The sequence below is a fragment of the Planktotalea sp. genome (assembly GCF_965659345.1).
Lineage (GTDB): Bacteria > Pseudomonadota > Alphaproteobacteria > Rhodobacterales > Rhodobacteraceae > Planktotalea.
In genome coordinates this window covers 19,705-35,201 of sequence record NZ_CBFHVK010000003.1, presented here as the reverse complement: position 1 = coordinate 35,201, position 15,497 = coordinate 19,705, and the positions used below count along the sequence as shown (strand labels likewise).

General features: G+C 52.5%; 15 protein-coding genes. 8 read left to right on the top strand and 7 right to left on the bottom strand.

The window, feature by feature from the left end; translation table 11 throughout:
* Positions 1 to 56 precede the first annotated feature (56 nt).
* Both uvrB and ACTG3Z_RS02755 read left to right on the top strand, forming a co-directional pair.
* Positions 57 to 2,258, top strand: a complete 2,202-nt coding sequence (gene uvrB, locus ACTG3Z_RS02760) for an excinuclease ABC subunit UvrB (RefSeq protein WP_439141113.1) — start codon at positions 57 to 59, stop codon at positions 2,256 to 2,258.
* A gap of 1 nt (position 2,259) precedes the next feature.
* A complete protein-coding gene (locus tag ACTG3Z_RS02755; protein ID WP_439141112.1) occupies positions 2,260 to 2,691 on the top strand; it encodes an excinuclease ABC subunit B in 432 nt (143 codons plus the stop codon).
* A 6-nt stretch (positions 2,692 to 2,697) separates the two neighbouring features.
* Here ACTG3Z_RS02755 and ACTG3Z_RS02750 read toward each other — a convergent pair whose 3' ends face one another.
* Positions 2,698 to 3,009, bottom strand: coding sequence for an I78 family peptidase inhibitor (locus ACTG3Z_RS02750; protein WP_439141111.1), 312 nt, complete (start codon positions 3,007 to 3,009; stop codon positions 2,698 to 2,700).
* 39 nt (positions 3,010 to 3,048) lie between these two features.
* Positions 3,049 to 3,891, bottom strand: coding sequence for a DUF6206 family protein (locus tag ACTG3Z_RS02745; RefSeq protein ID WP_439141110.1), 843 nt, complete (start codon positions 3,889 to 3,891; stop codon positions 3,049 to 3,051).
* Between the two features lie 108 nt (positions 3,892 to 3,999).
* Between ACTG3Z_RS02745 and ACTG3Z_RS02740 the strand changes: the two genes are divergently transcribed.
* Positions 4,000 to 4,689: a hypothetical protein gene (locus tag ACTG3Z_RS02740; RefSeq protein ID WP_439141109.1), complete on the top strand. Its 690-nt coding sequence runs from the start codon at positions 4,000 to 4,002 to the stop codon at positions 4,687 to 4,689.
* 8 nt (positions 4,690 to 4,697) lie between these two features.
* Here the strand turns inward: ACTG3Z_RS02740 and ACTG3Z_RS02735 are convergent, their stop codons facing one another.
* The 3 genes from ACTG3Z_RS02735 to ACTG3Z_RS02725 all read right to left on the bottom strand — a co-directional run bounded on the left by ACTG3Z_RS02735 (position 4,698) and on the right by ACTG3Z_RS02725 (position 9,202).
* Positions 4,698 to 6,986, bottom strand: a complete 2,289-nt coding sequence (locus ACTG3Z_RS02735; RefSeq protein ID WP_439141108.1) for a glycosyl hydrolase family 28-related protein — start codon at positions 6,984 to 6,986, stop codon at positions 4,698 to 4,700.
* 162 nt (positions 6,987 to 7,148) lie between these two features.
* Positions 7,149 to 7,568, bottom strand: coding sequence for a DUF4864 domain-containing protein (locus tag ACTG3Z_RS02730; RefSeq protein ID WP_439141107.1), 420 nt, complete (start codon positions 7,566 to 7,568; stop codon positions 7,149 to 7,151).
* Positions 7,569 to 7,627: 59 nt separating this feature from the next.
* The gene (locus ACTG3Z_RS02725) at positions 7,628 to 9,202 is read right to left on the bottom strand and encodes a lysine--tRNA ligase (RefSeq protein ID WP_439141106.1); all 1,575 of its coding nucleotides are present in this window, start codon (positions 9,200 to 9,202) and stop codon (positions 7,628 to 7,630) included.
* Between the two features lie 183 nt (positions 9,203 to 9,385).
* Between ACTG3Z_RS02725 and ACTG3Z_RS02720 the strand changes: the two genes are divergently transcribed.
* The 3 genes from ACTG3Z_RS02720 (at position 9,386) to trxC (ending at position 11,095) form a co-directional block, all read left to right on the top strand.
* Positions 9,386 to 9,754, top strand: a complete 369-nt coding sequence (locus ACTG3Z_RS02720; RefSeq protein ID WP_375267410.1) for a tellurite resistance TerB family protein — start codon at positions 9,386 to 9,388, stop codon at positions 9,752 to 9,754.
* Positions 9,755 to 10,033: 279 nt separating this feature from the next.
* The gene (gene trhA / locus ACTG3Z_RS02715; RefSeq protein WP_439141105.1) at positions 10,034 to 10,660 is read left to right on the top strand and encodes a PAQR family membrane homeostasis protein TrhA; all 627 of its coding nucleotides are present in this window, start codon (positions 10,034 to 10,036) and stop codon (positions 10,658 to 10,660) included.
* Positions 10,661 to 10,669: 9 nt separating this feature from the next.
* Complete coding sequence (gene trxC / locus ACTG3Z_RS02710) at positions 10,670 to 11,095, top strand: thioredoxin TrxC (protein ID WP_439141104.1); 426 nt, start codon at positions 10,670 to 10,672, stop codon at positions 11,093 to 11,095.
* A 547-nt stretch (positions 11,096 to 11,642) separates the two neighbouring features.
* Here trxC and ettA read toward each other — a convergent pair.
* Positions 11,643 to 13,298 (bottom strand): energy-dependent translational throttle protein EttA, encoded by a 1,656-nt coding sequence (gene ettA / locus ACTG3Z_RS02705; RefSeq protein WP_439141103.1) that lies wholly within the window; start codon positions 13,296 to 13,298, stop codon positions 11,643 to 11,645.
* An 81-nt stretch (positions 13,299 to 13,379) separates the two neighbouring features.
* Between ettA and ACTG3Z_RS02700 the strand changes: the two genes are divergently transcribed.
* A complete protein-coding gene (locus ACTG3Z_RS02700) occupies positions 13,380 to 13,922 on the top strand; it encodes a hypothetical protein (protein ID WP_439141102.1) in 543 nt (180 codons plus the stop codon).
* 34 nt (positions 13,923 to 13,956) lie between these two features.
* A complete protein-coding gene (locus ACTG3Z_RS02695; protein WP_439141101.1) occupies positions 13,957 to 14,556 on the top strand; it encodes a nicotinate-nucleotide adenylyltransferase in 600 nt (199 codons plus the stop codon).
* On the opposite strand, the gene ACTG3Z_RS02690 is transcribed toward ACTG3Z_RS02695, so the two are convergent.
* Entirely contained in the window at positions 14,527 to 15,447 is a 921-nt protein-coding gene (locus ACTG3Z_RS02690; protein ID WP_439141100.1) for a DMT family transporter, read from the bottom strand. The genes ACTG3Z_RS02695 and ACTG3Z_RS02690 overlap by 30 nt on opposite strands.
* Positions 15,448 to 15,497 lie beyond the last annotated feature (50 nt).

Sequence of the window (15,497 nt, the reverse complement as noted above, 5' to 3'; positions counted from 1 at the left end):
TGAATGTGAACAAAAAGTGATCAATTTTAGCGGTAACCCCTAAAAGCGAGTCGCCTATGTCTTTTGTGAACAACGACGGTTCTGACACTTTGTTAAACGCACCTAAAGGCGACGTACGTGAGCGCGCAAAGCTAGAGGGGGGCATCGCGTTCAAACTTCAAACAGAATTTGAACCGGCAGGCGATCAACCAACTGCGATTAAAGAGTTGTGTGAGGGGATCGACAGCGGCGAGCGTGATCAAGTTTTGCTGGGTGCGACGGGAACTGGCAAGACCTTCACTATGGCGAAGATGATCGAGCAGACGCAGCGCCCTGCCATCATTCTTGCGCCTAACAAAACGCTCGCAGCGCAGCTTTATGGTGAGTTCAAAGGCTTTTTCCCAGACAACGCTGTCGAATATTTCGTCAGCTTTTATGACTATTATCAGCCCGAAGCCTATGTCGCGCGCTCTGACACGTTCATTGAGAAAGAAAGTCAGATCAACGAGCAGATTGACCGGATGCGCCACTCTGCCACGCGCGCATTGCTGGAACGCGATGATGTGATCATCATCGCCTCTGTGTCGTGCATCTATGGCATCGGATCTGTAGAAACCTACGGCGCGATGACGCAGGACCTTGAAGTTGGCAAAAATTACGATCAGCGCGGCGTGATGCAAGACTTGGTCGCGCAACAATATAAACGCAATGATTCTACATTTGCGCGTGGCTCTTTCCGTGTGCGTGGCGATAGCCTCGAGATATTCCCAGCGCACCTTGAAGATCGTGCATGGCGCTTGTCGTTTTTTGGTGAAGAGCTTGAAAGTATTGTAGAATTTGACCCGCTGACCGGCGAAAAGAAAGACACTAAAGAACGCGTGCGCGTCTATGCTAATTCGCACTACGTGACGCCGAAACCAACCATGAACCAAGCGATTGGCAAGATCAAAAAAGAGCTGCGTGTGCGGCTAGACCAGCTTGTATCAGAGGCCAAACTGCTTGAAGCGCAACGCCTTGAACAGCGTACGAATTTTGACATCGAAATGTTGGAAGCCACGGGCGTTTGTAATGGTATCGAAAACTATTCGCGTTATTTGACCGGTCGCGCACCGGGCGAGCCGCCCCCCACCTTATTTGAGTTTATTCCTGACAACGCCATTGTGTTTGCCGATGAAAGCCATGTGTCGGTGCCCCAGATTGGCGGCATGTACAAAGGGGACTTCCGCCGCAAAATGACACTGGCGGAGCACGGATTCCGCCTGCCCTCTTGTATGGACAATCGCCCGCTTAAATTTGAGGAATGGGACGCGATGCGCCCACAATCTGTGTTTGTTTCCGCAACCCCCTCAAAGTGGGAAATGGAACAAACAGGCGGCGTGTTTACAGAACAAATCATTCGCCCTACTGGCCTGCTTGACCCGATGGTGGAAATTCGCCCTGTAGAAACGCAAGTCGATGATTTGCTTGATGAAGTGCGCCGCGTCACCGCTGATGGGTTTCGCACGCTCGTCACCACTTTGACCAAGCGCATGGCCGAAGATTTGACAGAGTACATGCATGAGCAAGGCATCAAAGTGCGCTACATGCACAGCGATATCGACACCATTGAACGTATCGAAATTCTGCGCGACTTGCGCCTTGGGGCTTTTGATGTGCTGATCGGAATTAACCTTTTGCGCGAAGGGTTGGACATTCCTGAATGCGGTTTGGTCGCGATTTTGGACGCCGACAAAGAAGGTTTTTTGCGCTCTGAAACCTCACTGATCCAGACAATCGGCCGTGCAGCGCGAAATGCTGATGGCCGCGTAATTATGTATGCGGACAAGATCACCGGCTCGATGGAGCGCGCATTGGGTGAAACAGATCGTCGTCGAGCGAAGCAAATCGCTTACAATGAAGAGCATGGCATAACACCAGCGACCGTGAAGAAGAACGTCGAAGACATTCTAGCGGGGCTCTACAAGGGTGATGTGGACATGAACCGCGTCACCGCGAAGGTCGACAAACCGCTTGCAGGCGCGAATTTGCAAACGGTGTTGGATGGATTGCGCGTGGATATGCGCAAAGCGGCTGAAAATCTTGAGTTCGAAGAAGCCGCCCGTCTGCGTGATGAGGTGAAGCGCTTGGAAACCGTTGATCTCGCGATTGGTGCTGATCCTATGGCGCGTCAATCGGTGATCGAGGACGCTGTGAGCGAAGCGCATAAGATGTCAGGTCGCTCCACAGCGGGTCGCCCAGGGCAACGCGGTGGTGTAAAGCCGCGTCGTAAGCGCTCTTAACATGCGCGGTGCCATCATTTTTGGCTTCGTTGCTGCAAGCCTAGTGTCGGGTACAAGTGCTGATGCTTGGGAGTTTTCGCCAAGCCCTATTTGTACCGTGACCGACAACGGATCAGACACTGATTTAAAGCTTACCTACGACGGTACGCTCTATACGCTCGAGTTGACGCACCCGGAGGGTTGGACAAACGCTGAGATTTTCGCAATCCGTTTTGCGCCAAACGGACCTTTCATCCAGACGACGCGGCACCAGATTACCGGTTCAACGTTATCCGTTTCCGACACGGGTTTTGGAAATGTTTTGATTGGGTTGCAGAACAATGTGATCGCTCAAGCAATACTTGGCGAAACCATCCACGAGATCGCGCTCGATGGAGCGTTTGATCCCGTGGAAAAGTTCAAAAGCTGCGAACCCGGTGCTGCTCTGTCCTAGCTGGGGTTAACCGCAGCGCAGACCTGTCACGATGCCATTCGCATCGACAATAACTTCCATGCGATCAGCCATGAAATCTGTGGTCACAACACTGTCAGGGAAGATAACGCGATAGGTCTGCGTCAAAGGCAATTCAGCGTTGTTGATCGGGGTTCCAAGCAAAGCTGCGAACTCGCTTTTCGCGCAGGTATCCGGCCCAGCTTGCGCGACTTGCGCCGTTTGCGGAGCACTTTCAGGTGACACACAGCCAGCCAAAATGAGCGCGAGCGCGCTTAAAGCAACGCCTTTCATATCATCGGAACCAAGGGTACGCCGCACCCTGTCAGCGCCAATCCAACGACAATTAACATCAAAACTCTATACATTCGGTTCTCCTTGCAGACCCAACACTTTACGAAACCCTGTCCAATAGGCCGGCAACTTGGGCGGGGCTTTCATTTCTGGTATCGCCTCTTCAGCCCAACGCGGCATAGCGCGGCGCGCAAAATCCTGTCCCCACTCAAGAAAGCGATCACTGTCGTGGGGTCGCAAACGGCATGCACTACCAACAAGTCCAACAAGCGTTTCTGGCGCAGAGTACCATTCATCCTGAATGCCAGTGACCTTGGTTTGCAAGAATGGCCCGACCCAGCGCATCAAACGCTTGTCTGAAAACGTTAGCAGCATTTTACCCATTTCATCACGGCTGTAGTGGATGAGCGGAGGAAACGTATCAAAGAACAGCGCTTTTCCATCAAGATAGGCGAAGTTTCGGATAGAGGGGTGAAAACCAACACGTCCCTCAACCTTGTCAGCGTTATTCCAAAACGTTGCGATAACCTGACCCGCAGCTTCCATCATTTCAACTGCACCCTGCAGGTCAGCCGCAATGATCTGAGGACGCATCATGCTATCGCTCGGCAGCGCTTCTTGAACGATCACAGGGATGCGCGCTCCATCTAGCTGCAACAAATGGAATTCCGTCTCAGGCAAATCAACTCCGGTCAGCGCGAGTGCTGCGACATAGTCGTCGTGACACTCTGCAAGGCGTTCCAACTCCGCGACATTGCGTAAGCCGCGGTAAACTTTAATGACTTTGTCGCTTAACGGGCCTTCGTTTGGACGAAACGGGGCACAAAAATAGCCAAGCTTGCTTACCGCTTGCCCGCGCTCTGCACTGTCTGCTCTAATCAGCCGTTCAAGTTCTGCCAAATCGCTCATGCACTGCCCTCTTCTTGCAGGCTCACATACAACGCATGACGGGCTATGACCAGCATCACGCATAACCCTTAACCGTTTCTTCACACTCTCGCGCCAGTTTGGCGGGTGATGTTAACGATTATGAACAGCTTTTTGCGCGTCGCGGGTATTCTCGTGCTTGTCTTCGCACCAGCATACGCCACGGCAGGTGCTTGGCCGCGCGAAAAGGGCAAGACATTTCTAGCAGTCTCGGCAAGTGCCGTTTGGCCTGATAAACGCCCGATTGAGCTGCCTGACATCTATGGCAGCACGTATGTCGAACATGGCTTTGGCGCAGGTGTGACGCTTGGCCTTGATCTGGGTAGCCCAGATGCAACACGCAAGGATCGCCTGAAAACTGTTGTTTTTATGCGCTACACACTCACACCCTCGTCTGCCAAACATCAGCTTTCGCTCGATCTTGGGGCTGGAACATATGAAGGCTCAAACGTCGTGCGATTAGGCGCCTCTTACGGCAAAGGGTTCCAGAGCTTTAATCAAAACAGCTGGATCACCATTGACGCCTATGCTTTGCATCATCTCTCGCAACACAGAACAAGCATTTGGGTGGATGCCACTTACGGTATTTCATTCACACGCGGTAAACTCATGGCCCAAATTTCAGCCTTTCAGAAATTTGACGGCACTCAAACTTCGAAATTCACACCCTCTTACGCCCATGACATTGGGAACGGACGCCATATAGAAATCGGTATGAACATTGATCTTCAAAGCGCACCAGACCCCACCTTGAAACTTGGGATCTGGCAAGAATTTTAAGTTAGATGTTAGTTGTCCATGCGCGCCGTGATTGTGACGGTACCTGCCACCTCTTTCTCCCATGCGACCTCCACAACATCGCCATTCGTGCCACGTTCGGGCGTGATCCATGGTGTGGTAAATTGATTCACGTTCGCCACAGATTTGATTTTGCTGCGGTTCATCACGGATGACACCCGCTGCGCGCGCCCTCCGAATGGTAAACGCCCCGCAAAAGGTATGTACCAAGTCGAGGCGTGATTGCTCTGTGTATGATCCAAGGTAATTGGATTTTCGCTGCCCGTAACCACGTTCAGGAACATATTTCCATTCACCAGAAGATCGCGCACAGCAGACAAATTGAGCGTCGCAAAAGTCGCATTAATACGCTCGACGCGATCAATCGTGCCTTTAGTCGACCGGAACATATTCCCCGTCATCGTAAATCCGCGCAGCGTATGACCTGTGCCATATGGCTTGATCACCACAAAAGAAAACCACGGTGCCACATCGCTACATAAGAACACGTTATTCGTAATCGACAACGCGCTAAACGAAAAGCCACCCGAGTTATCGGGAGACGCCGTAGATTCATTCGTCCATTCCACGTGACAATTATCAACGTAATTGGCTGTAAATGTGTGGTTCACATTTGTTCGTGTAAAAACGAACCCAGCAAGACGCGCACCATCGCTGTTGCTATCACCTTGAAACACGTGGTTGCCTGAAATGACGTAGTTCTGGCCACCTAAAATGGCAAAATGGCGAAATTGACTCGCACGATTGTTGCGAATTTTCAGATCGTTTGCGTTCGCGTTCATTGCAATACTGGTGCGCGATTGCGCATTGGCGCCACCCTCATTGGTAATGAACTGGCACCCCTCCACAAACATCCCCTGACAGCCGCTTCCAATAGACGTCAGCGCGCGATCTTTGGGGCGCGTGATGAAGCAGTTTTTGATCGCATTGGCAACGCCGGAGCGCGGCAACATAATGCCAGAAGCAAAGCCGCGACACAGGATTTCAAGATCAAGCAGCACCAACTGACTGAACAAATCAAAACCCGAAAAATCGAGCACATATTTGAATCGTTGAAAGCCGAACGTTTGACGCCCAACTGCATCATAAAGAGGGCCAGATAAACGGACCTCTGCCGCCCCCACATTCACTTCACGCACGTACACTTCGCGCCCGACACCGGTTCCCTGTACCAACGAACCGACCTTGATATTCGCTACATTTGTGACAGACGTCAGCCTATCATCATTTGACGCGACATATGTGGCTGCCGAGGTCGTCACATCCACATCCCATGCTGCACTTTCAGTGACATAAAGTTGACCGTTTCGAATGACACGACGTTGCGCAAAACTCGTACGTGAGCCCTCGATCGCTTGCAGATCCAGCGGTTCGCTGATCGTGACACGCCGCCCGCCAAGGTCCAAAGTTTCATGATCCGCGTTGTTCAAAAGCGCCTGAAACGCTTTTCGAAACGCCAACTCTTCATCACCGCCAAATGCATCGATGTATTTAGGTAAATTGTAGTCTTTAACGAGCGACAAAATATCGCTCGCATCCATGCTCAGCTTGCCTTCAAACTCCACACGTTGGTTCAAAGTTAGCGATGATCCTAAACGAAACGTTCCCGAAGGAACAAAGATGTTACGCCCGTCTGCCGCTTGATCGGCTGCAACGAAAGCACCGTGATCATCCGTCAGCCCGTCGCCGACCGCGCCATAATCTCGCACATCCACAACACTAATCATATCGCGGTGAAACGCGCTCGTAATGTCCTCAATTTCGATATCGTCAATGCGAACAACGCCGCCATTGGGCCCCGTCAAATCCAACCCGAAATGCCCAAAAAGGGGTGCGCGTCCCCAGACCATATCAACACCGGTGCGTTGTCCCGAGCCGACAATCGCGCTTACTTCAACGATCTCACCATAAGAGCTCAAACTCACAGAATTACCGGTCTCATTCAGCCCACTCACATGAGCCCCACCTGACCCACCAGCCCATCCCGCGATGCGCACAGTTGGCAACGGACCACTCATCGCTTTAACCTTCGCTGTAATGCGCAGGTAACAACCAGGTAGAAGCGGCGTTTCCCCCATATAACGAAGCTTTTGGGTGGCATCCGTTTTTTGAATTTCAAGACACCCACTGAAATCCAAATCAGCAGGCACAAATGCCGCAGTTGCCGTGCCTTGATATGTATCGGAACCGGCAACCCCATCACCGCGCGCCCAAACGTTCAAACCCTGAGAGAAGCTCGGCGGTTGAAGCACGACGCCGTCGGTTATAGCCTTGTTCATAATGTCTTCCTCTTGCGCAAGGGCAGCGCAAAATGCTGCCTGTTTCCGATCGCAAGCGCGCGAAACCGCTGCTCTTGCGAATGCGTAAGAGTGATTATGAAGACTTAAAAATTGCTGAGAGCACCGTCACGGTGCCCTGTAATCTGTTTCAAACTTGAAGATTTAAGCAGACAAGCCAGATGGCTTAATCAACTGTACTCCGTTGATTTTCCAACCATTTTTGCCTTCGATCATCTGATAGTCCAAAAAGTGAATTTGGCCGGATGCATCGCGCACTTGAACTTTCTGGTACAAAGCTCCGGCAACTGACCGCAGCTCTAAAAAGCGAACATCCTCTGCGCGGTGCACCATGGGATAACTGCGTGCCACCATGACACCAAAGTTCTGATGTGTTCCAAACAATTGCTTTATGAACGGGCTTGCATAGGTAAAGGCGGTTTCAAAATCATCAGATGAAAACGCATCAAACTGGTTTTGGATGGTCCCAGTGATCTGTGGCTTAGCGTTATCTTGCGCATGCGCAGCGCTGCTAAATGACAGCGTCAAAAACAACGTCAAAATTGCAAAAACTCGAGTGAACATAGCTTCGTTTTCCCTCTCTGTGTAAGAGAAAAGCTAAGCCATGCACCCTTCAAGTCAAATCAGACGAGTTCACCCGCAAGCGCGCTATCGATCAATGCAATGGTTTCATCAACGCCATAAAGGGCGATGAAACCACCAAACCTAGGGCCTTGGCTCGCACCAAGCAGCACTTCGTAAAGCGCTGTAAACCAATCCCGAAGCGGGTCAAAACGTTCGCGACCACAAGCAAAGACGAGGCTTTGCAACTCTTCGGCATCCAATCCCTTGTCCCAATCTTTTAATCCATCACGCAACGCAACCAAGGCCTCGCGCTCCAGATCAGAAGGCGCACGAAACACTTTCGCAGGCTTCACAAAATCATTGTAATAGCGCACCGCAAATCCGGCCGCTTGATCCAAATCTTCATGGGTTTCTGCATTTGCCTCTGGAGCATAGCGCTGGATAAAGCCCCAAAGTTGATCCTTATCCTCAGCGCTCGACACCGACGCGAGGTTCAAAAGCATCGAAAACGGCACAACCATCTTGCTCTCTGGCACTTCGCCACCGTGGATGTGCCATACAGGATTGTTCAATTGCGCTTTGGTGTCTTGTCCAGCAAAGGCGCGAAGCTGCTGGTGATACTCATCCACTGCTTTTGGGATCACATCAAAATGCATCCGCTTGGCCGTCTTTGGTTTTTGGTACATGAAATACGACAGACTCTCTGATGACGCATACGTCAGCCATTGATCAATCGACACACCGTTGCCTGAGGTTTTGGAAATCTTCTGACCATTTTCGTCGAGGAACAATTCATAGGTGAAATGCTCTGGCGCGGGCATCCCCAAGATCCGGCAAATCTTGTCATAAATCGGCGTGTTTGTAGAATGGTCCTTACCATACATCTCAAAATCAACCCCAAGGGCCGCCCACCGCGCGCCAAAATCGGGCTTCCACTGCAGTTTCACGTTGCCGCCGGTGACAGGTACGGTCCACTCGCGACCCTCCTCATCATCAAAGGTAATCGTATAATCATCACGGTTTATCGACTTCATAGGAACGTACAAAACGCGTCCGGTCTCTGGATGAAACGGTAGAAAGATCGAATACGTCTGACGGCGCTCTTCGCGCAGCGATGCCAGCATCACTTCCATGATGGCGTCGTATTTATCGACTGCGCGCTTCAGCACTTCATCAAACTTGCCATTTCCGTAGAACTCGGTCGCGCTGATAAATTCATATTCAAACCCGAAAGTGTCCAAGAAACGGCGCAACATAGCGTTGTTATGGTGACCAAAGCTCTCGAATTCACCAAACGGATCAGGGACCGACGTGAGCGGCTTTTGCAAATGCTCCGTCAAACCATCGGCATTCGGCACATTGCTCGGCACCTTGCGCATGCCATCCAGATCATCGGAAAAACAAACAAGTTTCGTCGGATAATCGCTTATTTCCTGAAACGCGCGCATCACCATGCTGGTCCGCGACACTTCACCAAACGTACCGATATGAGGTAAACCAGACGGACCATACCCTGTTTCAAACAGCACATAACCCTTTTCCGGCGCATCCTTTTTGTACCGTTTCAAAATGCGGCGCGCCTCTTCAAAAGGCCAAGCTTTTGAGCTCATTGCAGCGTCGCGCACATCAGACATATCAGGTCTCCAAAAAGAAACCTGCCCCAAACGGGCAGGCATATGCGCACTCCCTATTGAACGTGGGGGTTTTCGTCAATATTCTGCAACTGCACAGTTAAGTGCCAGCAAACGAAAGTGAGCCTTCCCGTGAATCAATCCGCGCCTCATCCACTTAGCCCGCAAGATTGTTTGGTCGCTCTCATGATCGCTGTCTCCGCATCTGATGAAGACATACGCACGGTGGAATTAGTAAAAATCCAGAGCGCTGTGAACAACCTTCCGGTCTTTGCGTCCTATGACATCGACCGAATGAACACGATGGCACAGACGGTTTTTGATCTGTTTGAGCAAGTCGATGGCCTTGATGCGCTCTTCGGTCTCATTCGTGAAAACCTGCCAGAACGCCTGTTCGAAACCGCCTATGCCCTTTCGTGCGACGTTGCTGCCGCAGATGGAACGCTGCAAGAAAGTGAGCTGCGCATTCTTGAAGAAATTCGGTATGAGTTGAACCTCGATCGCCTTCACGCAGCCGCTATCGAGCGCGGCGCGCGCGCGCGCCACATCACCTGACCAAAGCTGAGTGTAAAAAAAGACGCAGCACCAAACGGTGCTACGTCTCTCCGTGAGTGAGGCAAGAATCCTGGAGGTCATCTTGATCCCAATGCATTCATAACACTCAAACGCGCGAAAATCTTCCTCGCAAATGCATAAAAGACAGTTCAAAAGCGTATCACACTCTCCTTTTGAACACGCCAAACGGTCTCCGACGCCCCGAACAGACTTGGCGTCACACTCGACATATACGCTTTAGCTGCGTATCGAGCGCGCGAAACAACAAGAAGCCAGCGCATGTATCCTAGCCCAAACCGCTCTTACCGCCGTGCCGATATGGCAGTGCATGCGGTTGGCCTAACCTTTATTCTTGTCGCTGGCACAATGCTGATTTTCAAAGCAGCAGCGACACTTTCGACGGCGCTCATCCTTGCAGTCTTTGTCTATGTCGCATGCGGCCTTGTGTCCAACTTGTCGTCCTGCGCATACCACTTCGCCCCTTGGCATGAGCAACGCACGCTTCTTCGCCGCATCGATCACGCGGCGATCTACATCAGCATCACAGGCACCTTCACCCCCCTGCTCGTCCAAGCAGGCACCACGCGCACTTACATCATACTCGCCCTGTGTTGGGTGCTGGCACTCGTGGCGATCTGGAACAAAATCACCAACCCAGAAATCAAATCAAAATGGTCCACTGCCTCCTATCTCGCACTCGGGGCCATCGGCCTGCTCGCCCTGCCCGATCTCACAGGCGTACCCGCCATCACGCCCAAACTCATCCTCGCTGGCAGCGCGGCCTACGCCATCGGCACGATCTTCTATGCGCGCAAAACCTTACCATTCCGTTACGCAATCTGGCATTCTTGGGTCACACTCGGCGGCATGCTCATGTTCGCAGGCATCTGGCTCGCACTTTTCTAAGGATCGACCATGGCTGGCAAAAAACTCACCTGTCTGAAATGCGCACAGCTCAACCGCGTGCCGTTCGACAAGCTCACCGATAACCCCAAATGCGGCTCCTGCGGCGCGGCGTTGATGCCGTCCAAAGCGGTTGAAATCACCCCCGCCGTGCTCGCCAAAGCCAGCGCCAACGACGATGTGCCGCTGGTCGTGGATTTCTGGGCCCCGTGGTGCGGGCCTTGCAAAATGATGGGGCCGGAATTCGAGAAAGCGGCTGGCAAACTATCAGGCCAAGCGCGTCTGGTGAAACTCAACACGCAGACCCATCAGAGCGTCTCTGGCAAGATGCGTATCAAAGGCATCCCGACCATGATCGCCTTTCAAAACGGCCGCGAAGTGAAGCGTCAGGCGGGTGCTATGAAGATGGGGCAGATTGTTGGGTGGGTGCCTGTTTAGACTAACACATATTTAACGAAAAGGGCGGCTCAATGAGCCGCCCGACCTTCACAGAAAAAATCCGATCAGGGTTATTATTAAGGCAATGGTACCAATCACGTCGCCGTAACGAACCTTGCCTTCCAATTTCCAAGAGAACCGCATTAGAACACTCCAAAGCGGGCTCACTCGAGTGAGCGTTGAAATACGCTCAGTGGATTTGACTGCCCTAATTATAGCAGCTGGCTTTCCCTATGATCACTCAGGAAGACCTTTCGACGACCCCCCGCTCAAGTTGCTCTGAAATCCCTTCAGAGTCCTGTCGGACCGCCTTAGCCTACTACCCGCAAAGGTTTCGACACAGCGCCGCTAAGCGCTCACCAGACGGAGCAGAGAGCAAAAGTCATCGACTTATACGCTGAACGGTATGGCTATAGAGATAATACCAGAACAAAATGGCATCGACAAGAGAAAAGTGAACGCAAGGAGAACAAAATTTTCGTGCGAACGCGAATTGCCCAAGAGCAATCCGCTGCCTCGCACCCGATATGTTTAGCTGACGCTAAACTTATCGTGCAAATTTCTTATGCTTAATTCGCTTAGGCTCCAAAGCATCCGCGCCCAAGCGGCGCTTCTTGTCTTCTTCGTAGTCCTCGAAATTCCCCTCGAACCACTCCACATGCGCATCCCCTTCGAACGCCAACATATGCGTACAAATGCGGTCCAGGAAGAAGCGGTCGTGCGAAATCACCACGGCGCAGCCTGCGAAATCGACCAGAGCGTCTTCCAAAGCACGTAGGGTTTCAACGTCCAGATCGTTCGTAGGTTCGTCGAGCAGCAGAACATTGCCGCCTTCTTTGAGCAAACGCGCCATGTGGACACGGTTGCGTTCACCACCTGAGAGCAGACCGACTTTCTTTTGCTGATCGCCGCCTTTGAAGTTGAAGGACGAACAGTACGCGCGCGAATTCACTTCCGCATCGCCCAGCGCAATGATCTCGGAACCTCCGGAAATCGCTTCCCAAACCGTCTGATCATCGCCCAGATCATCGCGGGATTGATCGACGTAGGACAGCTGCACCGTATCGCCGTATTCAACCGTACCCTCATCGGGTTTTTCCTGCCCTGTCAGCATCTTAAACAACGTGGACTTACCCGCGCCGTTCGGGCCGATCACGCCAACAATACCGCCGGGGGGCAGATCAAAGGACAGGTTTTCGACCAAGAGCTTGTCGCCCATCGCCTTTTTCAGACCTTCAACCTCAATCACTTTGTTGCCAAGACGTGGACCGTTCGGGATGACGATCTGCGCGCGGCCAACCTTGTCGCGCTCGGACTGGCCTGCAAGCTCGTTATAGGCGCTGATACGCGCTTTGGACTTCGCCTGACGCGCTTTCGCGCCTTGGCGCATCCATTCGAGTTCACGCTCAAGAGTCTTTTGTTTGGATTTATCTTCGCGCGCTTCTTGGGACAGACGCTTCGCTTTTTGCTCCAGCCACGCGGAATAATTGCCCTCGTAAGGGATGCCCTTGCCGCGATCCAATTCCAAAATCCAGCTGGTGATATCGTCAAGGAAATAACGGTCGTGCGTGACGCAAAGGATCGTGCCTTTGTAGTCAATCAGGTGCTTTTGCAGCCAAGCAATCGTTTCCGCGTCCAAGTGGTTGGTCGGCTCGTCGAGCAGTAACATGTCAGGCTGTTCCAGCAGCAATTTGCACAGCGCAACGCGGCGCGCCTCACCGCCAGAAAGTGTCGTCACATCCGCATCATCTGGCGGGCAGCGTAGCGCTTCCATGGACACATCAATTTGGGAATCCAAGTCCCATAGGTTCTCCGCATCAATCTTATCCTGCAATTCGGCCATCTCATCCGCCGTTTCGTCAGAGTAATTCATCGCAAGTTCGTTGTAGCGATCCAGAACCGCCTTTTTGCCTGCAACTCCGAGCATCACATTGCCGCGCACATCAAGCGTTTCATCGAGCTTGGGTTCCTGCGGCAGGTAGCCCACATGCGCGCCTTCCGCCTTCCACGCTTCGCCACTGAAGTCCTTATCCCAACCGGCCATGATCTTTAAAAGCGTGGATTTACCTGCGCCGTTGACACCCACAACACCGATTTTCACACCGGGGAGAAAATTCAAGTGGATGTTTTCAAAACACTTTTTACCACCGGGATACGTCTTTGAGACGCCTTGCATGTGATAGACATATTGATACGCGGCCATAGGATCGTTCCTCACGCTGAATTCAGTTTGCATCCACATAGTGTGATGCGAAGGTAGGCGCAAATGGATTGGGAGTTTCGAATGCGTTGGTTGGCTTTGATCTGCACTTTGCTCACCCCTTCGGTGGTGAGCGCACAGGCGAATGATGCCCTGCCCCGTGAGTTTGGCTGCATCACACAAGGTGAACTGAGCAACGATATGCACCCGTCCGAGCTAGCGCGTATCGTGCGCGCGTGTGCGGCTGAGCAGCGCTATGACGACGCTGTGCAAGTTTACTACACATACTCCTCTTACGGCTTGTTCGATCAGCAGCGCGTGCGCGATGAAAGTGCGCATGTGGTTCTTGGGGAATTGTCACAATGGATGTTCGCCTTCCTTGACCGCACGACAATGACCGGCATTCGCGCAGCCATTGATAAACTACGGGATCCTACGCATCCATTCTTTCTTGACACATGCGTGGAGATCGAAGCCCTCGGCCCGCCAAACTACAGCCCCGGCTACATGATCCGCTATGGCATGATGCCACGCAAATCCGAAGATGACTGGCAGCACGATACATTTGATGCAGCAACAGCATGGCGCAAAGCGGTGAGCGAGATCAACGACTGCCCCATGCCCTAATTGCATCGTCGCGCCCTCAGCGTTAAACGGCCCTATGCACCCAACAGCGCACACCACACGCGGCAGACGCATTGGCCTTTTGGGCGGCTCTTTTGACCCAGCCCACACTGGACACGTGCATATCACCCTGGAAGCTCTGAAACGGTTTGATCTGGATGAAATTTGGTGGCTCGTCTCCCCCGGCAATCCACTTAAAGCGCGCGGCCCCGCGCCCATGGCGCGCCGGATGCAGCGCGCAAGCGAAGTGATGCAGCACCCGCGGGTCCACATATCAGACATCGAGCAAACGCTGGGCACGCGCTACACAGCGCAAACCCTGCGCGCGCTGCGCCATAAGTTCCCTTTCGCGCGCTTCACATGGCTTATGGGCGCGGATAATCTGGCGCAGTTTCATATGTGGAAAGACTGGGGCGAGATCATCGAAACCGTTCCAATCGGCGTTCTCGCGCGCCCTGACGAGCGTATTGATGGGCGCACTGCGCCTGCGGCTCAAATCTATCGCAATGCCTTGCTGAAAGGTCGCGCTGCGCGCCGGCTGTCGCATATGAAGGCCCCCGCATGGGCTTTTGTGAATGTGCCGATGCGCGATATCTCGTCAAGCGCGCTACGTGCGCGCGGCGACTGGCAGACGTGATTGTAAAAATGCACTAGCACATCCGGCAAAGATGACCACGCTCATACCAAGAACGACAAACACATCCGGCCACTCACCAAAAATCAACCATCCTAAAACAACCGCTGAAATCAATTGGAAATAGACAAAAGGCGCAAGTTTGCTCGCCTCCTGCATCTTGTACGCAAACAACATCAAGACATTCCCAACCATCGATCCAAGCGCACTTATCACCGTTAGCTTAACAATTTGTGGCGTAAACTCGGGAAACTGGCCAAACACGAAGGGTGTCACCAAGACCACTGAGCCAACCATCTGCGTAATCATCAAACCACCAAGAGCAACTGAGCCTGCGAGCCACCTCGATGCGGTTAAAAATGCGCCGTACAAGCTTCCTGCGAGCAATGCCCAGCCAAGCCCTGCCGTTACCGTAAAGCCAGGGCGCACAATCATCAAAACACCGACAAAGCCCAAGAGCACCAAAAACACCTGAACAGCGCGCGCCTTCTCTTTCAAAAGCCAAACAGACAAGACAAAGCTCACCAAGGGCCCGATGAAAAACGCGCCAAAGACATCAGCCAAAGGTGCCAACTGCAGTGCGCGAGTGATGCAACTGATGCCCAACGCAATCAGCAACGCGCGAAACCAAACCCGCCAATCGCGCCAAACAGAGAGCCCTGCCCGCCAAGTGAACGGCAAGATCACCAATCCGCCAATCAAGAATCTTGTCCACACCACATAAGTTGGCGCAACACCAAGCTCCGAGGTCAGAATCTTGCTGGCTGCGTCCCCCGCAGGAATAGCGCTCATTGCAACGAGCATGATCAACATCGCTTTCAACATACGCGCCCCTACCAGATAGAAATCGCCATCAACAGTGCGCGCACGCAGTATCCTTTTAAGATTTGCCATCACAATGCCGTAAAAAGCCCAATTCTTGCTCACCTCGGGCCTTGTTAAGC